The organism is Paraoerskovia marina DSM 21750, from assembly GCF_000701465.1.
Classification (GTDB): Bacteria; Actinomycetota; Actinomycetes; order Actinomycetales; family Cellulomonadaceae; genus Paraoerskovia; species Paraoerskovia marina.
On sequence record NZ_JNIY01000003.1, the window covers coordinates 1,052,964 to 1,078,272 of the forward strand.

21 protein-coding genes and 2 tRNA genes are annotated in these 25,309 nt (G+C 71.3%); 14 read left to right on the plus strand and 9 right to left on the minus strand.

Annotated elements, in window-relative coordinates; translation table 11 throughout:
* The first annotated feature begins 56 nt into the window (after positions 1-56).
* Positions 57-2,135: a 4-alpha-glucanotransferase gene (locus Q343_RS0105010; protein WP_052366864.1), complete on the plus strand. Its 2,079-nt coding sequence runs from the start codon at positions 57-59 to the stop codon at positions 2,133-2,135.
* A gap of 78 nt (positions 2,136-2,213) precedes the next feature.
* Here Q343_RS0105010 and pepN read toward each other — a convergent pair whose 3' ends face one another.
* Positions 2,214-4,793 (minus strand): aminopeptidase N, encoded by a 2,580-nt coding sequence (gene pepN / locus Q343_RS0105015; protein WP_029252491.1) that lies wholly within the window; start codon positions 4,791-4,793, stop codon positions 2,214-2,216.
* A 148-nt stretch (positions 4,794-4,941) separates the two neighbouring features.
* Between pepN and Q343_RS0105020 the strand changes: the two genes are divergently transcribed.
* On the plus strand, positions 4,942-5,580 hold the full coding sequence (locus Q343_RS0105020) for a mycothiol-dependent nitroreductase Rv2466c family protein (RefSeq protein WP_029252492.1): 639 nt from the start codon (positions 4,942-4,944) through the stop codon (positions 5,578-5,580).
* 81 nt (positions 5,581-5,661) lie between these two features.
* On the plus strand, positions 5,662-6,594 hold the full coding sequence (locus tag Q343_RS14465) for a hypothetical protein (protein WP_052366865.1): 933 nt from the start codon (positions 5,662-5,664) through the stop codon (positions 6,592-6,594).
* A gap of 30 nt (positions 6,595-6,624) precedes the next feature.
* On the opposite strand, the gene Q343_RS0105030 is transcribed toward Q343_RS14465, so the two are convergent.
* Positions 6,625-8,610: a M13 family metallopeptidase gene (locus Q343_RS0105030; RefSeq protein WP_029252494.1), complete on the minus strand. Its 1,986-nt coding sequence runs from the start codon at positions 8,608-8,610 to the stop codon at positions 6,625-6,627.
* Between the two features lie 77 nt (positions 8,611-8,687).
* Between Q343_RS0105030 and Q343_RS0105035 the strand changes: the two genes are divergently transcribed.
* Together Q343_RS0105035 and Q343_RS0105040 are read left to right on the plus strand one after the other, a co-directional pair.
* Positions 8,688-9,161, plus strand: a complete 474-nt coding sequence (locus Q343_RS0105035) for a ribose-5-phosphate isomerase (RefSeq protein WP_029252495.1) — start codon at positions 8,688-8,690, stop codon at positions 9,159-9,161.
* A 3-nt stretch (positions 9,162-9,164) separates the two neighbouring features.
* Positions 9,165-10,154, plus strand: a complete 990-nt coding sequence (locus tag Q343_RS0105040) for an Fpg/Nei family DNA glycosylase (protein ID WP_029252496.1) — start codon at positions 9,165-9,167, stop codon at positions 10,152-10,154.
* 4 nt (positions 10,155-10,158) lie between these two features.
* Here Q343_RS0105040 and Q343_RS0105045 read toward each other — a convergent pair whose 3' ends face one another.
* Positions 10,159-11,448, minus strand: a complete 1,290-nt coding sequence (locus Q343_RS0105045) for a GNAT family N-acetyltransferase (protein WP_029252497.1) — start codon at positions 11,446-11,448, stop codon at positions 10,159-10,161.
* 3 nt (positions 11,449-11,451) lie between these two features.
* Between Q343_RS0105045 and Q343_RS0105050 the strand changes: the two genes are divergently transcribed.
* Entirely contained in the window at positions 11,452-11,835 is a 384-nt protein-coding gene (locus tag Q343_RS0105050) for an MGMT family protein (RefSeq protein WP_345940088.1), read from the plus strand.
* Here the strand turns inward: Q343_RS0105050 and Q343_RS0105055 are convergent.
* The 6 genes from Q343_RS0105055 to Q343_RS0105080 form a co-directional block, all read right to left on the minus strand.
* Positions 11,825-12,859, minus strand: a complete 1,035-nt coding sequence (locus tag Q343_RS0105055) for an LLM class F420-dependent oxidoreductase (protein WP_029252499.1) — start codon at positions 12,857-12,859, stop codon at positions 11,825-11,827. The genes Q343_RS0105050 and Q343_RS0105055 overlap by 11 nt on opposite strands.
* Before the next feature lie 61 nt (positions 12,860-12,920).
* Positions 12,921-13,904 (minus strand): DUF1648 domain-containing protein, encoded by a 984-nt coding sequence (locus tag Q343_RS0105060; RefSeq protein WP_029252500.1) that lies wholly within the window; start codon positions 13,902-13,904, stop codon positions 12,921-12,923.
* The gene (locus Q343_RS0105065) at positions 13,901-14,254 is read right to left on the minus strand and encodes a GntR family transcriptional regulator (protein WP_029252501.1); all 354 of its coding nucleotides are present in this window, start codon (positions 14,252-14,254) and stop codon (positions 13,901-13,903) included. Before Q343_RS0105065 ends, Q343_RS0105060 begins: the two co-directional genes overlap by 4 nt.
* A gap of 94 nt (positions 14,255-14,348) precedes the next feature.
* Entirely contained in the window at positions 14,349-14,942 is a 594-nt protein-coding gene (gene epsC / locus Q343_RS0105070; RefSeq protein ID WP_029252502.1) for a serine O-acetyltransferase EpsC, read from the minus strand.
* 1 nt (position 14,943) lies between these two features.
* Positions 14,944-15,879, minus strand: a complete 936-nt coding sequence (gene cysK / locus Q343_RS0105075; protein ID WP_029252503.1) for a cysteine synthase A — start codon at positions 15,877-15,879, stop codon at positions 14,944-14,946.
* A 483-nt stretch (positions 15,880-16,362) separates the two neighbouring features.
* Positions 16,363-16,433, minus strand: a tRNA-Gly gene (locus tag Q343_RS0105080).
* A gap of 133 nt (positions 16,434-16,566) precedes the next feature.
* Here Q343_RS0105080 and Q343_RS0105085 point away from each other — a divergent pair.
* From Q343_RS0105085 to clpX, 8 genes are all read left to right on the plus strand, one after another.
* Positions 16,567-16,640, plus strand: a tRNA-Pro gene (locus Q343_RS0105085).
* Positions 16,641-16,930: 290 nt separating this feature from the next.
* Complete coding sequence (locus Q343_RS0105090) at positions 16,931-18,553, plus strand: glycosyltransferase family 2 protein (RefSeq protein ID WP_211248963.1); 1,623 nt, start codon at positions 16,931-16,933, stop codon at positions 18,551-18,553.
* Between the two features lie 72 nt (positions 18,554-18,625).
* Positions 18,626-18,814: a hypothetical protein gene (locus Q343_RS15265; RefSeq protein ID WP_162175461.1), complete on the plus strand. Its 189-nt coding sequence runs from the start codon at positions 18,626-18,628 to the stop codon at positions 18,812-18,814.
* Positions 18,811-20,829: an acyltransferase family protein gene (locus tag Q343_RS0105100; RefSeq protein ID WP_052366866.1), complete on the plus strand. Its 2,019-nt coding sequence runs from the start codon at positions 18,811-18,813 to the stop codon at positions 20,827-20,829. The genes Q343_RS15265 and Q343_RS0105100 overlap by 4 nt, the downstream gene beginning before the upstream one ends.
* 137 nt (positions 20,830-20,966) lie before the next feature.
* Positions 20,967-22,298, plus strand: a complete 1,332-nt coding sequence (tig, locus tag Q343_RS0105105) for a trigger factor (protein ID WP_029252506.1) — start codon at positions 20,967-20,969, stop codon at positions 22,296-22,298.
* A gap of 217 nt (positions 22,299-22,515) precedes the next feature.
* On the plus strand, positions 22,516-23,151 hold the full coding sequence (locus Q343_RS0105110) for an ATP-dependent Clp protease proteolytic subunit (RefSeq protein WP_029252507.1): 636 nt from the start codon (positions 22,516-22,518) through the stop codon (positions 23,149-23,151).
* Between the two features lie 49 nt (positions 23,152-23,200).
* Positions 23,201-23,914, plus strand: coding sequence for an ATP-dependent Clp protease proteolytic subunit (locus tag Q343_RS0105115; RefSeq protein WP_029252508.1), 714 nt, complete (start codon positions 23,201-23,203; stop codon positions 23,912-23,914).
* Between the two features lie 119 nt (positions 23,915-24,033).
* Positions 24,034-25,305: an ATP-dependent Clp protease ATP-binding subunit ClpX gene (gene clpX, locus Q343_RS0105120; RefSeq protein WP_029252509.1), complete on the plus strand. Its 1,272-nt coding sequence runs from the start codon at positions 24,034-24,036 to the stop codon at positions 25,303-25,305.
* The last annotated feature ends 4 nt before the right edge of the window (positions 25,306-25,309 follow it).

A 25,309-nucleotide genomic window follows, 5' to 3' on the forward strand; every position in this document is an offset into this window, starting at 1 on the left:
ACCGGCGCGCCGTGCCCGGTGCAGTAGGGTGCCGGGGCCTCTGGCAAGATCAAGGGGTGGACGACGACATGGACCGGACGACGCCGTTGGAGCGCCTCGCTGCCGCGCACGGTGTGGCGACGACTGTCCCGGGTGCGGACGGCGAGCTCGTCGACGTCTCGGAGGGGACGCTGATCGCCGTGCTCGGCGCCCTGGGCGTGCCCGCGACCACCGCCGACCAGATCGCGTTCAGCCTCGCCGAGGCCGAGGCCGAGCCCTGGCGCTCGATGCTTCCGCCGTGCACCGTGGTGCGGAGCTCTGTCGGTGCCCAGGTTCCCGTCCACGTCACCGACGGCGACGAGGTCGAGGTCCACGTCGAGCTCGAGGGCGACGAGGGGGTCGTCGAGCTCGAGCAGTCCGACGTCTGGGTCGAGCCGCGCCAGGTCGGGTCGCGCCGCGTCGGGCGTGCCACGTTCACCGTGCCGGACGGGCTGCCGCTCGGCTACCACGTCGCGGTCGCACGCAGCGGCGGGGTCGAGGTCGAGGCTCCGCTGATCGTCGTCCCGGACCGACTCGACGTCCCACCGGACGACGTGATCGTCCGCGCGCTCGCCGTCGCCGTGGCGAGCCTGCGCTCGCAGTCGTCGTGGGGCGTCGGAGACCTGGGCGACCTGGTCGACGTCGCCTGGACCGCTGCCCGTGACGACGGGGCCGACGTCGTCCTCGTCGACCCGCTTCAGCAGGCCAACCCGCAGGTCCCGGGAAGCCTGCTGACCAACCGGTGGGTCGATCCTGTCTATCTGCGCGTCGAGGACATCCGCGAGACGGGGTATCTGTCCTCCGCGGACCGGTCTCTCGTCGAGTGGTCCGCGGAGGAGGCGCGCGACGCCGGCGCCGATGCGGGCCCCGTCGACCTCGACGCGGTGCGTACCGCCAAGCGTTCCGCTCTCGACGTCGTCCACCAGATGCCGCGGTCTCCCGCACGCCAGGCCCGCTACGAAGAGTTCGTCGAGAGCGGTGGACAGGCGCTCGAGAACTTCGCCACCTGGTCCGCGCTCGTCGACCATCACGGCGGGCCCGACCTCCCGCAGGCGGTCATGAGCTCGCGCAGTCCTGGCGTCCACGCTGCCCGCGCGCGCCTCGCGGACCGGGTCGAGCTGCACCGCTGGATCCAGTGGGTCGCGGACGAGCAGCGTGCCGACACGCACCGCCGTGCGCAGGAGGCGGGCGCCCTGCTCGGTGTCGGCCAGACCGTCGTCGCAGGTTCCGCACTCGACGGGCCCGACGCCTGGGCGTCGAGCGCGCTGGTCGCCCGCGGTGCCGCCGTCGGGTCCGCGCCCGGCGCCGAGGACGCGGCCGGCTCGGTCCGGCACGAGATCGCCTGGAACCCGCGGGAGCTCGCCCGAGCCGGTTTCGCGCCGTTCCGCGACGCCGTGCGCGCCGCGGCTCGTCACGCCAGCATGATCGTCGTCGACGACGCCGGAGCGCTGTTCCGGTCGTGGTGGGTCCCGGGCGGTGCCCGTGCCTCGGCCGGCACCTACGTCGCACAGGACTCGGAAGCACTGACGGGGATCCTGGCGCTCGAGGCCCACCGTGCCGGCGTCTATGTCGTCGTAGACGACTCACGCCTCGCGGACGCCACGGAGCAGCAGGGTCTCGCCGATCGCGGATTCGTCGGGCTCGACGACCTGCGCCGACCGCCGTTCCAAGGGGTGCGGCCCGGTGTCGTCGCGCGGGTGACGAGCCGCCTCGACGCGCCGCTGGCGGCATGGCTCGCCGGTGAGGACATCGACCTGCAGGACTCGCTCGGGATCCTGGACGACGCCGACAGCGCACGTCGGGTGCGGCGCTCCGAGCGCGACCAGGTGCTCGCGCGAGCCCTGCGAGCAGGGACCACGACCCCTGACGCCGCGGAGCGCGAGCAGGTCGAGGGGCTCTACGCCTGGGCCACCCGGTCGGGTGCCGCGATGGTCGTCATCCGGCTCGCCGATGCCGTCGGGGACCGTCGGGTGCCGGCGGTCCGCGCGGCCGGGTCGGACTACCCGTCGGGCCGACTCCCGCTCGTCGACGCGAACGGCGCTCTGGTGCGGGTCGAGGACCTTCCGCAGAGTGCGCGGCTGAGGGCGCTCTTCGACCACGTGCGTCCCGACGCCTGAGCGACGGCGGACGACTCTCAGAGAGCGGTCCGGCCCGCCCCGCGAGACGCGGGACGGGCCGGACGGCATCCCGACGGACTAGACGTCGGCCGCCTGGGCGGCGAGCGCACGCTCGACGCCCGCGAGGCTCTCGACCAGCATGCGACGCATCGCGGGTGCGGCATCGGGGTGGCTCGCGAGCCACGCACGGGTCGCCTGGGCGAGCGCCTCCGACGCGAGCGGAGACGGGTACAGTCCCTCGATCAGGGTCTCGGCGATGTGGTAGCTCCGCTCGGCCCAGATCGTGTCCAGCGAGGCGAAGTACGTGTCCATGCCGGACTCGAGGACGGACGGGTCCACCACGTGGGTGTACCCCACGGTCGTCGCGCGGACGATCGCGTTCGGGGCGTCGTCGACGGCGACGACGGAGTCGAACGCCCGTGCCTTCGCGTCGGCGGTCGGGACGGCGGCCCGGGCACGAGCGGCTGCCTGCTGCCCGTTCGCCGTGCGGTCGGCGGCCAGCGCCTCGTCGATCTCCGCGGTGCCTGCTCGTCCGAGGAGGACGAGGCCCTCCAGGATCTCCCAGCGCAGGTCGGCGTCGATCTCGAGACCGGGCAGGGTCGTCGTGCCGTCGAGCAGCGACCCGAGTTCGTCACCGTGCGCTGCCGTGCACGCGGCGTTCGCGAAGTACTTGACGAGCTGCAGCTGGGAGTCGGAGCCGGCGGTGGCTTCCTGCGCCAGGGTCCAGAGCTCGTCGCCCACGAGCTCAAGCGTCTCGGTTCGGCGCGCGGGTGCGACGTAGTTGCGCGCGGCGAGGAGCAGCTGGGCCAGGGTCGTCCGGATGGTCGTGGACTCGGACTCGCGCCCGATGTTGCCGAGGACGAGGCGGACGTAGTCGCTCGCCGGGGCCTCGCCGTCGCGGGTGGCGTCCCAGGCCGCACCCCAGACGAGGGAGCGGGCCAGCGGGTCGGCGATCGCGTCCAGGTTCTCGAGGGCCGCGGCCCAGGACCGCTCGTCGAGCCGGACCTTGGCGTAGGCGAGGTCGTCGTCGTTCACCAGGATCAGTGCGGGCCGGTCGAGCGAGAGGACGTCCGGCACGTTCGTGCTCGGACCGTCGATGTCGATCTCGAACCGGCGGCTGCGGACGAGCCGGTCACCCTGCCAGTCGTAGAACCCGATCGCCAGGCGGTGCGGGCGCAGCGTCGGGTGCTCGGCCGGTGCCGTCTGCGTGATCCGGAACGACGTGATGCGGCCGTGGTCGTCGACCTCGAGCTCGGGTCGCAGGGTGTTGACACCCGCGGTCTCCAGCCAGAGCCGGCTCCAGTCGCCGAGGTCGCGCCCCGAGGTCGCCTCGAGCTCGACGAGGAGGTCGGACAGCTCGGTGTTGCCCCAGGCGTGCTTGCGGAAGTAGGCGGCGACGCCGGCCAGGAACTCCTCCTGACCGACCCAGGCGACGAGCTGCTTGAGGACCGACCCGCCCTTGGCGTAGGTGATGCCGTCGAAGTTGACCTGGACGTCCTCGAGGTCGTTGATCGTCGCGACGATCGGGTGCGTCGACGGCAGCTGGTCCTGGCGGTAGGCCCAGGACTTCTCCATCGCGGCGAAGGTCGTCCAGGCCTCCGTCCACTCCGTCGCCTCGGCCGTGGCGAGGGTCGAGGCGTACTCGGCGAACGACTCGTTCAGCCACAGGTCGTTCCACCACTTCATGGTGACGAGGTCGCCGAACCACATGTGCGCGAGCTCGTGGAGGATCGTGACGACGCGGCGTTCCTTGATGGCGTCGGTGACCTTGGACCGGAAGACGTAGGTCTCGGTGAAGGTGACGCACCCGGCGTTCTCCATCGCCCCCATGTTGAACTCGGGGACGAAGAGCTGGTCGTACTTGTCGAACGGGTACGGCTGCTCGAACGCATTCTCGTAGAACTCGAAGCCCTGACGGGTCTTCTCGAAGACGTAGTCGGCGTCGAGGTGCTCGGCCAGCGACGCGCGGGCGAAGACCCCGAGCGGGATCGTCCGGCCGTCGGCACTGGTCAGCTCGCTGCGCTCGACGACGTACGGACCAGCGACGAGGGCGGTGATGTAGGAGGAGATGCGCGGCGTCGGCTCGAACGCCCAGGTGGCGACCTCGACGTCGCCCGCCCCGGTCCCCGTCGGGTCCGTGACGGTCCGGTGCGCGGCGGGCTGCGGCGTCGGCTGGTTGCTCACGACGTGCCAGGACGTCGGTGCCGTGATCGTGAACGCGAACGTCGCCTTGAGGTCGGGCTGCTCGAAGACCGCGAACATGCGGCGGCTGTCGGGCACCTCGAACTGCGAGTAGAGGTAGACCTCGTCGTCGGCCGGGTCGACGAAGCGGTGGAGCCCCTCGCCAGTGTTCGTGTACGCGCAGTCCGCGACGACGCGGAGCTCGTTCTCGGCGGCGAGCTCGTCCAGGGCGATCCGCGAGTCGGCGAACACGGTCGCGGGGTCGAGGGAACGGCCGTTCAGGACGACCTCGCGGACCGAGGGGGCGACGAGGTCGATGAAGGTCGACGTGCCCGGCGTCGCCGCGAAGCGGACGACGCTCGTCGACGTGAACGTCGAGGCACCCGTCGTGAGGTCGAGGTCGACGGCGTAGGACTGCGTCGCGATCGACTCGGCGCGCTGGGCGGCCTCGGTACGGGTGAGGTTCTCTCCGGGCACGGATGGCTCCTTCGTCAGTGCGGGACGGCGCTCCCGGGTGGGGCCACGCCGCGAATATCCGTCAATGATCATGTCACGTCAGGAATGTTCCGCGCAGGACCGTGGTTGCCCCGACGGAACAGGTCGTTCCGACCACGAGGAGGAAAAGATGACGAGCACGTCCCCGGCCACGTCCGCCACCACCGCGGGAGTCGCAGACTTCTGGTTCGACCCCGTCTGCCCCTGGGCCTGGATGACCAGCCGCTGGATGGACGAGGTCCAGCAGGTGCGCGACGTCTCCGTGCGCTGGCACGTGATGAGCCTCGCCGTCCTCAACGAGGGCCGCGACCTGCCCGACGAGTACCGGGCGATGATGGACGCGGCCTGGGGTCCGGTGCGCGTCGTCGTCGCGGCCCAGGCGGAGCACGGGGACGACGTCGTCAAGCCGCTCTACGACGCGCTCGGCACCCGGATCCACCCGCAGGGCCGGGGTGACGACCTCCCCGCCGTGATCTCCGAGGCGCTCGCCGAGGTCGGGCTGCCGGCGTCCCTTGCCGACGCCGCGACGTCGGACGCGTACGACGAGCAGCTCCGTGCGTCGCACGCCGAGGGGATCGGCCTGGTGGGCGAGGACGTGGGGACGCCCGTGGTGGCGTTCGACGGAACGGCCTTCTTCGGCCCGGTCGTCACTCCGGCGCCCCGGGGAGAGGCCGCCGGTCGCCTCTGGGACGGCACTCTGCTTGTCGCGGGGACGCCGGGCTTCTTCGAGATCAAGCGCACTCGCACCCAGGGTCCGGTCTTCGACTGACCCGGTTCGTCGGGGGCGCGCGGGCCGTGGGATGCTGACCCGTGCTGACACGTCCGGAGGGACGACCCACAAGGAGGTCCGATGTCGGGCAACACCCACACCCCGCCGCCCCCGCCGCCACCACCGGGCGGGTACTTCCGCGCCCAACGCGCACGGTCGACCGAGCAGACTCGTGCGACGTCGGCCGACACGGCCGACGGCACCGAGCAGATCGCCCCTGTGACCGATGGCGGTCCGGGGACCGCGCCCATGACGGCCGTCGACGGGCAGGCCGCGGGCGGGGCGGCGCCGTGGGCACGCCCCGCGCCGCCCGTCCGGACGGACCGTGCCGCGACACGGACGGCGCCGGCCGCCGACACGTCCTCGAGCACGGGAAGCGACTCCCCGGCAATCGTCGCGCCCCGGACCGTCCCCGCGTCGCCCCCCGCGCCGGGTGCCCCCGCCGGGGGCTACGGCACGTCCGACCCGAAGACGTCGCGTGACCGGCTCGGCATCGGCTGGTGGCTGTTCATCCTTCTCGACGTGATCCTCGTCGTGGTTGCGGTCGTCCTCGGGGTGCGGGCGTTCTCCGGCGGGACCGACGCGCAGGCCGCCGCGGCCGAGGAGGCCGTGGCGACCGAGAGCGAGGAGCCGGAGGAGCCGGGCCTGGCCGTCCCGGTCGACCTGGACGGCGACGCGTTCCGCTCGCCGAGCAGCAACATCCTCTGTGAGATCTCCGAGGCGGGCGCTCGGTGCGACATCGCGCAGCTGAACTCGGAACCCGCCACGGTCGACGGGTGCGACGGGACGGTCGGGTACGTCGTCCAGCTGACGTCCGACGGCGTCGCGGAGCCGTGCGTCCCCGCGGACGAGCAGCCGGGCGCGGCACCGGACGGAGTCCCCGCGCTCGACTACGGCGACTCCCGCGAGGCCGGTGACGTCGAGTGCGTCTCGAGCGAGTCCGGTGTCAGCTGCACCGACGCCTCGACCGGCGCCGGCTTCAACGTCGCCAGGGCCGGGGTCACGACCTTCTGATCGTGGCCCCGGCCCCGGTGCGGTGGGCGGCTACCAGATACGGACGCGCTCCTCGGGTGCGAGATACAGCGCGTCCTCGGGCGTGAGCCCGTACGCCTCGTGGAAGACGTCGAGGTTGCGCACGACCCCGTTGCAGCGGAACTCGTTGGGGGAGTGCGGGTCCGTGGCGAGACGGCGGACGACCTCGGCGTCGTGGCCCTTGGACTGCCAGACCTGGCCCCAGCCGAGCAGCACCCGCTCGACCCCGGTCAGCCCGTCGATCACGGGAGCGTCGTCGAGCGACCCGCCCAGGGCGATCCGGTACGCCTTGAGCGCGATCGACAGGCCGCCGAGGTCGCCGATGTTCTCGCCGATGGTCAGCGACCCGTTGACGTGCTGACCGTCCTCACCGAGCTGGGCGGGGACGAACTCGTCGTACTGGGCGACGAGGGCACGGGTGCGCTCGTCGAACTCGGCGCGGTCCTGCTCCGTCCACCAGTCCTCGAGCCGACCGTCCCCGTCGTACTTCGACCCCTGGTCGTCGAACCCGTGCCCGATCTCGTGCCCGATCACCGCTCCGATTCCGCCGTAGTTGACGGCGTCCTCGGCCTCGGGGTCGAAGAACGGCGGCTGCAGGATCGCGGCCGGAAAGACGATCTCGTTCATTCCGGGGTTGTAGTAGGCGTTGACCGTCTGCGGCGTCATGAACCACTCGTCGCGGTCCAGGGGACTCCCGATCTTCGCGAGCTCGCGGTCCTGCTCGAACGCGTGGGCGCGCCGGACGTTGCCGAGCAGGTCCTGGGCGTCGACGGCGAGGTCGGAGTAGTCGCGCCACCGCACGGGGTACCCGATCTTCGGCGTGAACTTCTCGAGCTTGACCAGCGCTCGCGCCTTGGTCTCCGCGGTCATCCAGTCGAGGGTCTCGATGGACTCGCGGTAGGCGGCCACCAGGTGGTCGACCAGTCCGAGCATCCGCTCCTTGTGCGACGGCGGGAAGTGCCGGGCGACGTAGACCTCGCCGACGGCCTCGCCGAGGGCTCCCTGCACGAGGGTGACGCCCCGCTTCCAGCGGTCTCGGACCTCCTGGGCGCCCGACAGGGTCCGGCCGTAGAAGTCGAAGTTCGCCTCGACGAGCTCGTCCGTCAGGTACGGCGCGCGCGCCGTCACGGCGTGGTACGCGGCCCAGAGCTTCCAGTCGTCGAGGGCCTCGGAGGCCCAGAGCGAGGCGAAGCCCGTCGCGAACGACGGCTCGCGCACGACGAGGTGGTCCATCGCCCCGGCCGGCGCACCGAGGGCGAACGCCCAGGCCGCCCAGTCGAACCCGGGCGCACTCGTCGAGAGAGCGGCGAGCGTCGTGGGGTTGTAGGTGAGGTCGGCGTCTCGGTCACGCACGACGTCCCAGTGGTGGGCGGCCAGGCGGGTCTCCAGGGCGACGACGCGGGCGGCGGCGCCCTCGGCCGCCTCCGGCGTCACGATGCCCGCCAGCGTCAGCATGCGGGCGACGTGCGGGGAGTAGGCGGCGAGCACGGGCGCGTACTGCTCGTCCCGGTAGTACGCCTCGTCCGGCAGTCCGAGACCGGCCTGCGCGAGGTAGACCACGTACGTCTCCGGGTCCTTGGCGTCGTTGTCGACCCAGAGGCCGACCGCTCCGCCGGCTCCCGTCCGCTGCAGCGCTCCGAGGGCTGCCGTGAGCTCTGCAGGTGTCGACGCCGCCAGGACCGGGTCGAGGTCGGCGGCGAGCGGCGCGTTGCCCAGCGTCTCGATCGCCTCGGTGGCCATGAAGCTCTGGTAGAGCGCGCCGATCTTGGCCTCCACACCGCCCGTCGCGCTCTCGGCCGCCGAGGTGATGATGTCGCGCACCTGCTCCTCCGCGGCGTCGTGGAGCGCGCGGAAGGATCCGTCCATCGAGCGGTCGGCCGGGATCTCGTGCGAGTCGATCCACCGGCCGTTGACGTGGCGGTAGAGGTCGTCCTGCGGGCGGGTGGTGGGGTCCAGGGCGTCGAGGTCGATGCCTGAGGGGCGTGTGTCACTCGTCATGGCGCCAGCGTATGCCAGGACCCCGACGGCCCGTCCGACCGGCGACGCACGGGTGCTGGGTGCGGCATGATGGTGCCATGCGCGTTCACATTGCCGCCGACCATGCGGGCTACGAACTCAAGACCCACCTCGTCGAGCACCTCGGTGCCGCCGGGCACGACGTCGTCGACCACGGGGCGCACGAGTACGACGCCCTCGACGACTATCCCGCGTTCTGCCTCGCGGCCGGCGAAGCGGTCGTCGCGGACGCCGGGAGCCTCGGCATCGTGATCGGCGGGTCGGGCAACGGCGAGCAGATCGCCGCGAACAAGGTCGACGGCGTGCGGGCCGCGCTCGCCTGGAACGAGGAGATCGCGCGTCTGGGCCGCCAGCACAACGACGCCAACGTCGTCGCGGTGGGCGCGCGTCAGCACTCGGTCGACGAGTCCGTCGCGATCGTCGACGCGTTCCTCGCAGAGCCCTTCAGCGGGGACGAGCGCCACCAGCGTCGGATCGACCAGATGGCGCAGTACGAGGCCGACCGGGGCGCTGCCGCCGAGCCGACGGCCTGAGCGGTGCCGGAGGGGCACACCGTCCACCGGCTCGCCCGAACGTTCGCCGAGCTGTTCGGCGGGCAGGTCCTCGAGGTCACCAGCCCGCAGGGTCGGTTCGACGCCGGGGCGCGTCTCCTCGACGGCTCGCGTCTGCAGAGCGCCCAGGCCTGGGGCAAGCACCTCTTCCTCGGGCTCTCCCGCGAGGACGGCGGTGGATCGGACCCTTTGGACGACCACCTGCTCTGGCTGCACGTCCACCTGGGCCTGTACGGGTCGTGGACGTTCGCCGGCGACGGGACGGACGACGTCGCGCACGCGATCGGGGCGCCACGCCGTCGGGTCGGTGAGCGCGAGTCGGTCTCGGCCCCGCGCGCCGTCGGCGCAGGCGGTCCCGGGCCGTGGAACCCTCCGGAGCCTCGCGGCCAGGTCAGGGTGCGGCTGCTCGGCGAGCATGCCGTGGCGGATCTCACCGGCCCGACCCGCTGCGAGGTCGTCACCGCCGCCGAGCGCGACCGCGCGATCGCGCGACTCGGCCCCGACCCGATCCGGGCCGACGCCGACCCGGAGGCGTTCGTCGCGCGCGTCCGCCGTTCCCGGACCAGCGTCGGAGCCCAGCTCATGGACCAGTCGGTGATCGCCGGTGTCGGCAACATCTACCGGGCCGAGGCGCTGTTCCGGGCGGAGCTCGACCCCTGGACGCCGGGGCGCGACGTGCCGGCCGAGACGCTCCGGACGCTCTGGACGGATCTCGTCGACCTCATGCACGACGGCGTGCGCGTCGGCGCGATCGTCACCACCCGTCCTGAGGACCGGGCTGCGTTCGGGGCCGACGTGCCACCGGCACGCCCCGTCCGGCAGAACACCGACGGGACACCGGGCGCGGTACCGCGCGAGGAGGCCTTCTACGTCTACCAGCGCGCCGGCCAGGGCTGCCGACGGTGCGGCACGCCCGTCGTCGTCGAGGACATGGCGGCCCGCAAGCTCTACCGCTGCCCGGGCTGCCAGCGCTAGGTCGTCACCACAGCCACGAGCAGAACGCCTCGACGGGCCACCGGAAGGCGGTGGCGGTCCTGGCGAGGCTGTTCGGGGTGTGCTCCTGGGCACCGGTCGTGGCCAGGCTCGCGGAGCCGAGGTAGGCCGCGCCGAGGTTCGCCACGTCCACGCCGACGTCGGCCGGGTCGTCCGTGCGCGTGCAGGTCGCCTCGCCGAAGGCGCGGGCACGGAGCCTCCAGTGCCCGGCGTTCTGCGGCAGGTGGTGGTCGGTGACCGCCAGGACGATGTCCAGGTCGGTCGCGTAGCGGCGGCGGGACAGCGCCGCGGGGACGTCGACGAGCCGGACCCAGAGGTTGTCCACCACGTGCGGGTCGGCCTTGCGGGGGTTGACCAGGAGGCGCGTCACGAAGTCGTCCGTCGCCAGGCGAGGAGTGCGGACGCGTTCCATGAGGTCCATCGTCGTCAGCGACCCCCAGAGCGCATGAGCGGCGGCGATGTCGACCGCGGCGACCTCGCGCAGGGCGACCGTACCGTCGGGCCCGGTGCCGGGCCAGGCGAACTCCCGCCGCAGCAGTGCGTAGCCACGCGGGTCGCCGTCGCGCTCCACGACGACGATCCGCAGGTCCTCCGCGCCCCCGCGCTCGAACTCGGGGTCGGCCCAGAACGTCGCCTCCTGCTCCGGCGTCTCTCGGCCGACCCACCCTGGACGGCCTGACGCCTCGCCGGCCCGTCGGTGGACGTCGGCGACGAGCGCACCGTGCGCGGCGCGGGTCGCGTGCTCGACCCGCAGGGTGTGCTGGTCCGCGTCGGGCACCGCGTGAATCGGCGCCGCACGGGGGATGAGGAGGTGCACCTCCGACGCCGCGGCGCCGTAGCCGAAGCGCGCGTAGATGCCCGGATCGGCCGCGAAGAGGACCGAGATCGCCTCGTCGTCCGCCCTGCAGCGTGCGAAGTGATGCTCCATCATCGCGCGGAGCAGCCCGCGGCGCCGATGGCCGGGGTGCACGCCCACCCAGGTGAGTCCGGCCGCCGCGAGTCGAGCGCCCGGGACGGGGAACTGCCCGTACGGGTAGGAGGAGTGGAGAGCGACGAGCTCACGACGCCGCGGGACCGCCCCGTCCGCCGGCGGGACGGACTCGTCGGGGAGCTCCGCGTCGATGCCCACCGTGCGGTCCCACGTCAGCGGGAACGGGACCGACTCGAGCTGGTCGAGACTCGCCGCCGTCGGGAAGGACCAGGCGTCAAGGTCGAGCACCTCCCGCAGCCGCTCCGGGGTGAGCTGGACGAGACGGTGGTTCGCAGGCAGGTTCACGCCGTGATCCTGACACCCGGCGATCCTCCCCGCGAGCCGACGGCGCCGGGTACCGTCGGTCCCGTGGTGGATCTCGAGTACCTCGACGCCGTCCTCGAGCTCGTCGAGCAGGTCCCGGCGGGACGCGCGACGACGTATGGAATCCTCGCCGAGGCCGTGGGCCACGGCCTCGGGCGGGGAGGACCCCGCCAGGTCGGTGCCGTGATGGCGCACGCCGGGGGCGGGGTCCCGTGGTGGCGCGTCGTCAACGCCTCGGGGTGTCCCCCCGCACGATGCCTCGACGAGGCGCTCGCCCGCCTGCGGGCGGACGACTGTCCGCTGCGCGGGGACCGCGTGGACCTGCGACGGGCCGTGTGGCTCCCGCCGCTGGCGCCGACTATCGCATGATCTCGGCGAGGGTGCGGACCGCCGTCGCGTCGCCCTGGACGAGGAGCGTCGTGATCGCGGTCTGCTCCCACCTCTGCAGCTCGGCGGCGATCTTCTCGCGAGGGCCGACCAGCGCGATGTCCTCCACCAGTGCCGTCGGCACCGCCGCGACCGCCTCGGCCCGCCTGCCCTCGGCGTAGAGGCTCTGGACCTCGTCCGCCGCGTCCGCGTACCCGAGTCGGTCGATCGCGTTGCGGTGGAAGTTCGCCGACTTCGCCCCCATCCCACCGATGTAGAGCGCGAGGAACGGACGCACCGCGTCCGCGGCCTTCTCGACGTCGTCGTCGACGACGACGGGCACCGTCGCACTGATCTCGAAGTCCGCCGCGGCGGAGCGCTCCGGGGACCGCAGGGCGAACCCCTCGGCCAGGCGCTCGCGGAACTCGTGGTCGAGTCGTGGCGTGTAGAACAGGGGAAGCCAGCCGTCGGCGATCTCCGCCGCGAGGGCGATGTTCTTCGGCCCCTCGGCCGCGAGGTGGATCGGCAGGTCGGCGCGGTGCGGGTGCACGGTCGACCGCAGGGCCTTGCCGAGCCCCGTCGTCCCCTCGCCCCGCAGCGGAAGCTGGTAGAACGCGCCGTCGTACTCCACCGGGGCGCCACGCTCCAGGACCTTGCGGACGATGTCGACGTACTCGCGGGTGCGTGCGAGCGGGCGGGGGTACGGCTGCCCGTACCAGCCCTCGACCACCTGCGGCCCCGACGCGCCGAGCCCGAGGATCGCCCGTCCGCCGGAGAGGTGGTCGAGCGTCAGCGCCGCCATCGCCGTCGCCGTGGGGGTGCGTGCGGACATCTGCGCGACGGCGGTCCCGAGCCGGACGTTGCGGGTGCTCGCACCCCACCAGGCCAAGGGGGTGAAGGCATCGGAGCCGTAGGCCTCCGCGGTCCAGATCGAGTCGACCCCCATCCGGTCGGCAGCGGCGATCGCCTCACCGATGCCTGCGGGCGGGCCGGCGGACCAGTAGCCCGTGTGGATTCCGATGCGCATGTGTTCTCCTCGGCTCTGAGGGGCGGGTGTCTGGTACCCGAGGTATCGGGTAGCGCCCAGGCTATCGCGTGCCGCGAGCCCTGTCGGACATCGTGTTGAGCAACGCCGCGCCGGTCGCGGCGTCGTCGACCGTCACGACGATGGACCGGCCCCCGGACCGTTCGACGAGGAGCCCCTCGCCGTTGCGGACGACGACACCCACGCGACCGCCACGCCCGACCCGCCAGCCCCAGCCGCCGAACTCCCGCATCGGTGCGACCTCCACCACGCCGGCCCGTTCCACCTCGTCGGCGGGCACGTGCGTGCGCGGAAATCCCGCGACGGACCGGACGTGCAGACCCGAGGCGTCGACGCGGACGACCCAGGCCATCATCGCGACCAGCGCGAGTCCGAGGACGAGAGCAAGAAGCAGCATGAACCAGAGGTCGGTCAGGATCGCGAGGACGATGATCGACGCGGCGGCGACCAGCCCGACCGTCAGACCCGGGCCGCCCTGCGCGTGCTGCACCCACACTGCGCGCGTGTCGTCGGGGAGAGTCAGTCGCGGCGCGTCGGCGGCCACCTCGGCGGTGGCCGGACGAGCCTCGTCCCCGGGGAGGGCGACGGCGACCAGCACGCCGGTCAGGAGGCCCGCGCCCACGGCCCCCATGGCAAGTTGAGAGATGTCGCTCGTCGACGGTTCGCCGACGGCCTGCTGCGCCCAGATCGTGCTCACGGTGAGCACACCCATGAACACCGGCATGCCGACGGTCAGGCCGCCGGAGATCCGGCGGGTCGATGACGACTGGCCGACCAGTGCGGTCATCACGGCGAACCCGAGCGTCAGCACCGCGCCCAGGGCGAGCGGGCCGAGGATCGCGCTCGTCGGCGAGGCGAACCTGTCGGCACCCTCCGGCCCCCAGTGCACGGCCACCTGCTTCGGCAGGTCGTCGATCCAGGTGAACGCGACGGCCGCGCAGATCCCGAGTGCGAGAAGGCCGAGAACGCCGGTCGCGACGGCCACGGGGACGGGGCGACGGAAGGTGGACGTCGTGCGGTGGGTCATCGAAGTGCCTCCTCGAGCAGGGCGACGGTGGTCGGGCCGGAGATGCCGAGGCGCCGGGACGCGCGGACGACGTCGGCGATCGCGGCGTCGAGCGCCGGATCGCTCGGTGGCGGGACGGCGACGACGACCGCGCCGCGGCCGCGCCGCAGGTCGACGACGCCCTCGTCGCGAAGCTCTTGGTACGCGCGCAGGACGGTGTGCACGTTGACGTCGAGCGCGGCGGCGGCGTCCCGGGCCGAGGGGAGTCGGTCTCCGGGGGTCAGCTCTCCCCGGACCGCGGCCCGACGGACCTGTGCGGCGAGCTGCTCGAAGAGCGCCTCGTCGGTCCCGGGGTTCAGGGTGAACAGCATGTCGCTTAGTCTACATTGTTCTAGTTGAAATAGATCATGCAAGATGCGTGAAAGGGCCCGCACCGGACGGTGCGGGCCCCTTCGCGGTCGCGACTCAGATCATGTACTCGATGAGCTCCGACGGGTCGGCCACCGACCGTGGTTCGACCCGACGCTCGGGGACCCGCACCCTCGCCGGTACGCCGACGGCCACGCCCCCGTCGGGGACGTCCTTGACGACGACGGCGTTCGCGCCGACCTGTGCGTCGTCGCCGATCCACACGGGGCCGAGGATCTTCGCGCCGGCGCCCACCGTCACCCGGTCGCCGAGGGTGGGGTGACGCTTGCCCTTGGTCATCGAGCGTCCACCGAGCGTGGAGCCGTGGAAGAGCAGCACGTCGTCGCCGACGACGGCCGTCTCGCCCACGACGACCCCCATGCCGTGGTCGATGAACAGTCGCCGACCGAGCATGGCACCCGGGTGGATCTCGATCCCGGTCGCCGCACGGGTGATCTGTGACAGCAGGCGGGCAGGGAACCGGAGCCCGGGCTCCCGCCACATCCGGTGCGCGACGCGGTAGGCCCACACGGCGTGCAACCCCGGGTAGCTCAGAGCCACCTCGACGCGCGAGCGTGCCGCGGGGTCTCCGTGGCGCGCCGCGTCGAGGTCCTCACCGAGGACCGTCACGAACCTCCGCAGACGGCGCACGTCAGTCCATGAGGTCCGAGTAGAGGACCGAAGTCAGGTAGCGCTCGCCGAAGGACGGGATGATCACGACGATCAGCTTGCCCTTGTTCTCCGGACGCTGGGCGACCTGCGTGGCGGCGGCGATGGCGGCACCGGAGGAGATGCCGACCAGCAGGCCCTCCTCCTTGGCGGCGCGACGAGCGACCTCGACCGCGGTGTCCGCGTTGACGTCGATGACCTCGTCGTAGATCTCCGTGTCGAGGATCTCCGGGACGAAGTTCGCGCCGATGCCCTGGATCTTGTGCGGGCCGGGGGCGCCGCCGTTGAGGATCGCCGACTCCTCGGGCTCGACAGCCACGATCTTGATGTCGGGGTTCCGCTCCTTGAGCGCCTGACCCACGCCGGTGATGGTGCCGCCGGTGCCGATGCCGGAGACGACGATGTCCACCTTGCCGTCCGTGTCGGCCCAGATCTCCTCGGCCGTCGTCGCCCGGTGGATCGCGGGGTTCGCGGCGTTCGCGAACTGGCTGGCGAGCACTGCACCCTCACGCTCGGCGACGATCTGCTCGGCGCGGGAGACCGCGCCCTTCATGCCCTCGGCCGGCGGGGTGAGGATGAGCTCGGCGCCGAACGCACGCAGCAGCGCGCGGCGCTCCTTTGACATGCTCTCGGGCATCGCGAGGACGACGTTGTAGCCGCGCGCCGCACCGACCATGGCCAGGGCGATGCCGGTGTTCCCCGAGGTGCCCTCGACGATCGTCCCGCCGGGCTTGAGGTCGCCCGACTTCTCTGCCGCGTCGATGATCGCGACACCGATCCGGTCCTTGACCGAGCTGGCCGGGTTGTAGAACTCGAGCTTGCCGACGACCGTGGCCTCGGCGCCGTCGGTCACCCGGTTGAGACGGACCAGCGGGGTGTTGCCAACCAGTGTCGTCACGTCGTCGTAGATGCGTGCCATGTCAACCTCAATCTCCTTGGCCGGCGGGTGCCGGTGTGCGGATGTCAGGCCGGAGGGTTCCGGCTGTCAGGGGGAGGGGGCGTGCCCCCGGGGTGCGATCGGGCCGAGGGCGGGCCTCGGGGTCGCGGAGCGTCGGGGGACGGGCGCAGGGCCGCGCCGACGCTCTAGCGACAGCAGGGACAGCAGGCACACGAACGCACGGCGCGCGTGTGCAGGGGGGCCGCGGGCATGACGGGGAGAGGTGAGACGGCTGAGTGCTCGTACATCCTCGATCCCTCCGATCGTGCGGCGGTGGTCGTGCGCGGCTCGCGCCGACCGAGCGGTGACTCGAGGGCGGAACTCGCGGCCGACACTAGCGAGGGCTGTAACCGTCCGCAACGGCGTCTCATTCCCGGACGCCGGGACGCCGGTGGGCCGCACCTGCGGCGCCTGACCTCGGCGGGCCGGTTCATGCGCGGCCGTGGCCGCGCGGAGAGGGAGGGGAGCGGGTGACGAGAATCGAACTCGCGTGATCAGTTTGGAAGACTGAGGCTCTACCATTGAGCTACACCCGCGAACCGGCGCCGGAGCGCCAGGAACGTGGACACCTTAGCAAACGCCGCGGCCGATGCCAGCATCCGGGCGGTGGTCCTGACTCGAGGGGCGAGCGGTTAGACTCGGGCCGCCCGCGGTTCTCCGAGGGCGAGCCGGGGTGTGGCGCAGGTTGGTAGCGCGTCCGCTTTGGGAGCGGAAGGTCGCAGGTTCAAATCCTGTCACCCCGACGGCTCGGTGCGAGAGCGCCGCGAGGCCGGATCGACGACATCGTCGGTCCGGCCTTTTTCGTGCCCGGGGTCGGGGCCGGAATCCGGTGCGTGGTCGACATGGAGGAGTGGATAGATGGTTGAAACTGCGCATAAGTAGTCTCACTACGTGAAAGCCACTAAGCGGTATTGCTGAAGGAGCGCTCCCACGCTCGAGATGTTCGTTAGCGTCCCTCTCATACACAACGAGCCGGGCCGACGACGTCGCGGTGCCGCCCCGCGCGACGCGGGGCCTGGACCGAGGGACCGAGATGACACGAGACGAGATGAGAGCCGGCGGGCGCCGTGCTCTGCCGAGTCCGCCCACCGACGTCGAGGCGTTCCGCGACCTCGGGCCCGTGCGGCCGTGGGTGCAGCCCGTCGCCGCGGCGGCCAGCCTGCCCGTGCTCGTGAGCCTCGCACTCTTCGCCGGCCGGGCACCCTGGCTCTGGCCGCTCTACCTCACTCTCGCCCTGACGGCCGTCAGCCTCCTCCTCTGGGTGGTCACGGGCATCCGCAGGCCACGTGTCTCGGCCGAGTCGCACCTGCGTCTCGTGCGGCGATGGGCGCGGGAGAAGGTGCCGTCGGTCGATGTCTTCGTCCCCGTCTGCGGCGAGGACCTCGAGGTGCTCGAGAACACGTTCGCCCACGTGGAGCAGCTCTACTGGACCGGTGGCCTGACCGTCTGGGTCCTCGACGACGGGGCCGACCCGCACGTCGCGCGGCTCGCAGAGCGCTACGGGTTCCGGTACCGCGTCCGGCCGGACCGGGGGCGCCTCAAGAAGGCGGGGAACCTTCGCTCGGCCTTCGCCGTCAGCGAGGCCGACGTCATCGCGATCTTCGACGCAGACTTCTGTCCGCGGCCCGACTTCCTCCGGCAGCTCGTGCCGTACCTGGACGACCCCGAGGTCGGGATCGTCCAGAGTCCGCAGGACTTCGACACGGACCCGTCGATGGGCTGGCTCCAACGCACCGCAGGAGCGACCCAGGAGATCTTCTACCGCTGGGTGCAACCCTCCAGGGACCGGATCGGCGCGACCGTGTGCTGCGGGACGAACGCCCTGTACCGGCGCAGCGCGCTGGAGCTGATCGGCGGATTCCCGGAGATCGACCACAGCGAGGACCTCTACACCGGCATCTGGCTCATGCGCGCCGGGTTCGAGACCAGATTCGTCCCGCTGCGACTCGCCAAGGGGCTGTGCCCCGACGAGCTCGGTCCGTTCCTCACCCAGCAGTACCGCTGGGCGAACGGCACCGTGGCCATGGTCACGGACCGTGAGAACGACCTGCGAGGACTCCGCCGGATCCAGCGAGCCGCCCTCTGGGCCGGGCTCTGCTACTACACAGAGACCTCGGCGCTCGCGCTGAACATCTTCGTGCCCTCCGTGGTGATGTGCTGGATCTACCCGCAGGACGTCCTCCCCGCGCACCTGCTGCTCCTGCTCCCGAGCCTCTGGGTGATGACCGTCCTGTTCCCGGTGGTGCACCGCTCGCACTGGCGCATCGAGGTCCTGCGCGTCCAGCTCGCCCAGAGCTTTGCGCACCTGCTCGTCCTCGCGCACGCGATCCGCGGGAACTACGCCGGATGGGTGCCGACCGGCTCGGGTGGCGGGTCGAGCGCGCTCGCCCGCTCGATCGCCCGGGTGATGGTCACGACGTTGACCGTCGGGGTGGTCGCGTGGCTCGGAGGAGTCGTCGTCGGAGTCGCGACGTACGGGCTCGCCCAGTTCTGGGGCATGGCGGCGTTGGCGGCCGGATACACGTGGCTCGCGGTCCCGCTGATCGTCGACGGTCTGCGCATCGTGCGACCTCGCGGGTTCTCGCCGCGCGCGTCGGCGCAGGTCAGGAGCGGCACGACGGTGCCGCGGCACGCGCGCGCCGGCCTCGCGCCCTAGACCTCGAACACCCCGCCCGTCACGCACGTCCTGCGCCGCCCGACACACCTGCCACCACGCACGGAGCACCCGATGAGATCGCCAGACCGCCCCCACGTCCCGTTCGTCGACTCAGCCGTGCCCGACGACGTGCTCCGGCCCGTCGAGCGTCGTCGGAGCGGCGGGCTGCCCTGGCCGGTCGCGATCTTCGTGACCGTGGCCATGGCTTTCGGCGCGCTTCTCGCCCTCGGTGCCTTCGACCCGCTGCTCGGTTCGCTGTGACCCGGGACTCGCGGTTCCGCGCCGACGTCGAGGGTCTTCGCGGGCTCGCGGTCGTGCTGGTCCTGCTCTTCCACGCCGGTGTGCCCGGGATCGGCGGGGGCTACGTCGGCGTGGACGTCTTCTTCGTCATCTCGGGCTTCCTCATCACGGGCATGCTCCTGCGCGAGCTCTCGACCACCGGGACGATCGCCCTCGGCTCGTTCCTGGCGGCCCGTGCGCGCCGCATCCTCCCGGCGGCCTCGGCCGTTCTCGTGGCCACCGCGGTGGCTGCCTGGCTCCTGCTTCCCCCGCTCCGCGTGCGCGAGACCATGATCGACGTCGTCGCCGCGGCGCTCCAGGTGGCCAACCTGCGGTTCATCTCCCAGGAGACCGACTACATGACGGCCGACGCAGCCCCGAGCCCGGTGCTGCACTACTGGTCCCTGGCGGTCGAGGAGCAGTTCTACCTGGTCTTCCCCCTGCTTCTCCTCGGCGCCGCGTTCGTCGCCCGTCGTGCCGGGTGGTCGCCCGTCGCGGTGGCAGGGACGGTCGTCGTGGGCGTGTCGGTCGCGTCGTTCCTCTACTCCCTGGTCCTCACGACGGCGGACCCCGGCTCGGCGTACATGTCGCCTCTCACGCGGGCGTGGCAGCTCGGGGCGGGCGGGATCGCCGCGCTCGCGCTCCACGGCCGCCGGGGCAGCGGTGTGCCGCGCGTGCGTTCGGTGCTCGTGTGGGTCGGTGTCGCGGCCGTCGTCGTCGCTGCCGTCGTCCTCGACGAGGAGACGCCGTTCCCGGGAACGGCCGCGCTGCTGCCGACGCTCGGGACGGTCGCGATCCTCGCCGCGGGCGCCGGCGGACTGGTCGGAGCGGGCATCCTCCTCGCGGCGCCGCCGGTGCGGTGGGTCGGCCGACTGTCGTTCTCCTGGTACCTCACGCACTGGCCCGTCGTCGTACTTGCCGAGGCGGTCCTGGGTGACCTCCGTTGGCCGACGCTCGTGGTCCTCACCCTGGTGGCCGGCGTGCTCGCCTACGGTCTGATGGAGACCGTCGAGAACCGGGTCCGCAGATCCCGCGTCGTCCTTCTGCGCCCCGCTCACTCCTACGCCGTCGGGGTCTCGGGCGTCCTCGTGGCCCTCGGCGCCGGCCTCGGACTGGGTTCGGACGTCTACGAGGACCTTGCCCAGGCCTCGGGCACGCTCGAGGGGACGTCCCTCTCCGACGTCCTGACCCCGGAGGCCGCGGCTCTGACGGGTGGTCCGACGACCCCCGGTCCCGGGGAAGCGGCCGCCGACGCGCCCCCGCTCGAGTACCCCTGTCTGTCGCCGATGAGCGAGCTGGACCTGACCTGGCACGAGGAGTGCACCACCGGACCCGACGACGGTCTCGACGTCGTCCTCTTCGGCGACTCCAAGGCCTTCCAGTGGAGCGGGGCGATGCGCACCATCGCCGAGGACCACGGGTGGAGGCTGACGATCGTCACCAAGGGCGGCTGCTCGGCCGCGGACATCCCGCAGCGGTTCACCGCCGAGTCGGTCGACTGCGAACGGTGGCGTGCCGCCCAGCTGCCCCGCATCGGCGAGGAGGCCGACGTCGTCGTCGTCTCGACGTCCACGTCCTACTTCTTCAAGCCGCAGGCCGAGATCCTGCGCGACGACGCGTGGGACCGGACGCTGGACGCCTTCCGGTCGGCGGACATCCCTGTGGTGTACGTCCGCGACGTCCCGGTGCCCGACTTCGACGTGCCGGGCTGCATCTCGGAGCACGTCGAGGACTGGTCGCGGTGCGAGTTCTCCCGCTCGGCGTCGCTGGCCCCGGACCCGCTGCTCCTGCGTGCGGTCCTCGGCGACGAGCCGGGCGTCGAGGGTGTCGACATGAGCGCGAGCCTCTGCCCGAGCGAGACCTGCCAGGCGGTGCTCGGGGGAGTCCTGATGTACCGGGACGCGAGCCACCTGACCTGGACGACGACGGGCCTGCTCACGGGCGAGCTGGAGAGCAAGCTGCTGGCCACCCAGGCGTTCGGGACACCGCGTTCCTGATGCCGTAGGATGTAACGGTTGCCCGTGCACCTATTCAGTCCGCCACGTCGTGGCAGTCGACGAACCGCCCGGGCGTGCATGTCGAACGACCTACCGAGCCGTACCCGGCCGGCCCCGATCAGTTGGAGATCATCGAAGTGAAGAGCGCCGTCGAGACCCTGGAGCCCACCAAGGTCAAGCTGACCGTCGAGGTGGAGTACGCCGAGCTGAAGCCCAGCATCGACCACGCCTACGAGCACATCGCGGAGCAGGTCAACATTCCTGGCTTCCGCAAGGGGAAGGTGCCGGCGCGGATCATCGACCAGCGCGTCGGTCGCCCGGCCGTGCTGGAGCACGCCGTCAACGAGGGTCTGCCCAACTTCTACCGTCAGGCCATCTCCGAGACGTCGCTGCGCCCGCTGGGCCAGCCGGACGTCGAGGTCACCGAGGTGCCGATCGAGGCCGAGGGCCCGCTGAAGTTCACGGCCGAGGTCGAGGTCCGCCCGGAGCTCGAGCTGCCGGAGCTCGAGGGCCTGGAGCTCACCGTCGAGGCCGGCGAGGTCAGAGACGAGGACGTCGACGAGCGTCTCGAGTCGCTCCGCGAGCGTTTCGGCACCCTCGTCGGTGTCGACCGTCCCGCCGCCGAGGGCGACTTCGTCGTCCTCGACCTCAAGGCCGTCATCGACGACGAAGAGGTGGACTCGGTCTCGGGCGTCAGCTACGAGATCGGCTCGGGCAACATGCTCGAGGGCCTCGACGAGGCGCTCACGGGCCTCTCGGCCGAGGAGACCACCACCTTCAAGGCGCCGCTCGCCGGTGGCGACCACGAGGGCAAGGAGGCCGACGTCACCGTCACGGCCACCGCCGTCAAGCAGCGTGAGCTCCCGGAGTCGGACGACGCCTTCGCCCAGCTCGCCTCCGAGTTCGACACGATCGACGAGCTGAAGGACGACCTGCGCAAGCAGGTCGCCGACGCCAAGACCTCGAACCAGGCCGTCGCCGCGCGTGACGCACTGCTCGAGCACCTCGTCGAGAAGACCGAGATCCCCGTGCCGTCCGGTGCGGTCGAGGCCGAGGTCCACCGTCACCTCGAGGGCGAGAACCGCCTCGAGGACGAGGAGCACCGCGCCGAGGTCACCGAGCAGGCGACCGAGGCCCTGCGCAACCAGATCCTGCTGGACACGCTCGCCGAGAAGCTCGAGATCCAGGTCGCTCAGAACGAGCTGCTCGAGTACCTCGTGAGCGCGTCGCGTCAGTACGGCATGGACCCGAACCAGTTCATCCAGACGCTCGACCAGAACGGCCAGATCCCCGCGATGGTCGGCGAGGTCGCCCGGTCCAAGGCTCTCGCCGTCGCCCTGCGCGACGTCGTCGTCAAGGACGAGGCCGGCGAGGTCGTCGACCTCTCCGAGTTCATCGGGTCGGACGAGGACGACGCTGCCGAGGCCGCGGACGCCACCGAGGAGTCGGCCGAGGACGCCAAGGCCTGAGCACGACGACCAGCCGGACGGCTCTCGCCCCCACGGGGGCGGGGGCCGTCCGTCGTCCTGGTGCGTCCGGATCGGCGTGCGGCGTGCGCCGACAGCGAAACGGGCGCGGATCAGGACGATAACCGCGGGCCCCGCGCGTTAGGGTCACTGCACACGGTGCGTACCGGGGAGTCCCGATCGCACCGTCACGCCGCCACGGGGTGCCCGTGACGAGACGATGACGAGGGAGACGGACGTGAACGACCAGCTGCCGATGGCACGGGCCGAGGGCTCAGGACTCGGGCTCAACGACTCGATCTACAACCGGCTTCTCAAGGAGCGCATCATCTGGCTCGGGTCGGAGGTGCGCGACGAGAACGCGAACGCGATCTGCGCGCAGATGATGCTTCTTGCAGCGGAAGATCCCGAGAAGGACATCTTCCTGTACATCAACTCGCCCGGTGGTTCGATCACCGCCGGCATGGCGATCTACGACACGATGCAGTTCATCCAGCCGGACGTCGCGACCGTGGCGATGGGCATGGCCGCGTCGATGGGGCAGTTCCTGCTCTCCTCGGGGGCCAAGGGCAAGCGCTACGCGACGCCGCACGCACGAGTGATGATGCACCAGCCGTCGGGCGGCATCGGCGGCACGGCGACGGACGTTCGCATCAACGCCCAGCTGATCATGCACATGAAGCGGGTGCTCTCGGAGCTCACCGCCGAGCAGACCGGCAAGACGGTCGAGCAGATCAACAAGGACAACGACCGGGACAACTGGTTCACGGCGTCCGAGGCACTGGAGTACGGGTTCGTCGACCACGTCGTCGAGCACGCGGACTCGGTCGCAGGTGGAGGCGGCACCGGAGCCTGACGGCCCGACGCCCCCGCCGCACACCCACCACACCTGCTGAGGAGAACCCGTGAGCATCGAGTCCCAGTACATCAACACCGCGCAGCGCCTCGCCGGGCCTGCCGGCCTGCCGAGCGGCGGCCGCGCCATGCCCTACGGCGCGCCGTCCAACCGCTACGTCCTGCCCCAGTACGAGGAGCGCACGGCGTACGGGTACAAGCGCCAGGACCCCTACACCAAGCTGTTCGAGGACCGCATCATCTTCCTGGGCGTCCAGGTCGACGACGCCTCGGCGGACGACGTCATGGCACAGCTCCTCGTCCTCGAGAGCTCCGACCCCGACCGCGACATCATCCTCTACATCAACTCGCCCGGTGGTTCCTTCACCGCGATGACGGCGCTGTACGACACGATGCAGTACATCAAGCCGGAGATCCAGACGGTCTGCCTCGGGCAGGCCGCGTCCGCCGCCGCCGTGCTGCTCGCCGCCGGACACCCGGGCAAGCGTCTCGCGCTCCCGAACGCCCGCGTCCTGATCCACCAGCCGGCGATGGAGGGCGGCGGGTACGCGCAGGCCTCCGACATCGAGATCCACGCGAACGAGCTGATCCGCATGCGCGAGTGGCTCGAGGGCACGCTCTCGCTGCACTCCGGCCGCACGCTCGAGCAGGTCCAGGAGGACATCGAGCGCGACAAGATCCTCACGGCCGCGCAGGCCAAGGACTACGGCCTGGTCGACCAGGTCCTCGAGAGCCGCAAGCCGGTCAAGATCAACAAGCCCTGACCGACAGATCCGGGCAAAACCCCAGCCACCACCGGTGCGCCTTGTGACAACGGGCGCCCGGTGGTGTGCAATGGGAAGACGATCGACGACAAGCGGTCGACCAGGCGAGGAGATATAGCGTGGCTCGGATCTCGGACGGCGCAGAACTGTTGAAGTGCTCGTTCTGCGGGAAGTCGCAAAAGCAGGTCAAGAAGCTGATCGCCGGCCCCGGCGTGTACATCTGCGACGAGTGCATCGAGCTGTGCAACGAGATCCTCACCGAGGAGCTCACCGAGGCCGCCGAGCTCGGGCTGGTCGACCTGCCGAAGCCTCGGGAGATCTTCTCGTTCCTCGAGGACTACATCATCGGCCAGGACCAGGCGAAGAAGGCCCTCGCGGTCGCCGTCTACAACCACTACAAGCGGATCCAGGCAGCGCAGGCGCCGGGGACCGTGCACGACGACTCCGCCGTCGAGATCGCGAAGTCCAACATCCTCCTGATCGGTCCCACCGGGACCGGCAAGACCTACCTCGCCCAGACCTTGGCGAAGATGCTGAACGTGCCGTTCGCGATCGCCGACGCGACCGCGCTCACGGAGGCGGGGTACGTCGGCGAGGACGTCGAGAACATCCTGCTGAAGCTGATCCAGGCCGCCGACTTCGACACGAAGAAGGCGGAGACCGGGATCATCTACATCGACGAGGTCGACAAGGTCGCACGCAAGGCCGAGAACCCGTCGATCACGCGCGACGTCTCCGGCGAGGGAGTGCAGCAGGCGCTGCTCAAGATCATCGAGGGCACGACGGCCTCCGTCCCGCCCCAGGGTGGACGCAAGCACCCCCACCAGGACTTCATCCAGATCGACACGACCAACGTCCTGTTCATCGTCGCCGGGGCGTTCGCCGGCCTGGACGACATCGTGGGCCAGCGGGTCCGCAAGCGCGGTATCGGCTTCGGTGCGCCGATGGAGACCGACGACAGCGCGGACCTGTTCTCCGAGGTCCGTCCCGAGGACCTGCAGAAGTACGGGCTGATCCCCGAGTTCATCGGGCGACTCCCGGTGATCGCCGCCGTCTCGCCGCTGGACCAGGAAGCGCTCGTCAAGATCCTCACGGAGCCGAAGAACGCCCTGGTCAAGCAGTACCAGCGCATGTTCGAGATCGACGGGGCGGAGCTCGAGTTCGAGACCGGCGCGATCGAGGCGATCGCCGACCAGGCGTTGCTGCGCGGCACCGGGGCGCGTGGCCTGCGCGCGATCCTCGAAGAGGTCCTGCAGCAGATCATGTTCGACATGCCGAGCCGGGACGACGTGGAGCGGGTCGTGATCACCCGCGACGTCGTCCTCGAGAACGTCAACCCCACCATCGTCCCGCGTGACGCCAAGCGGGAGCCCCGCGAGAAGTCCGCCTGACCGG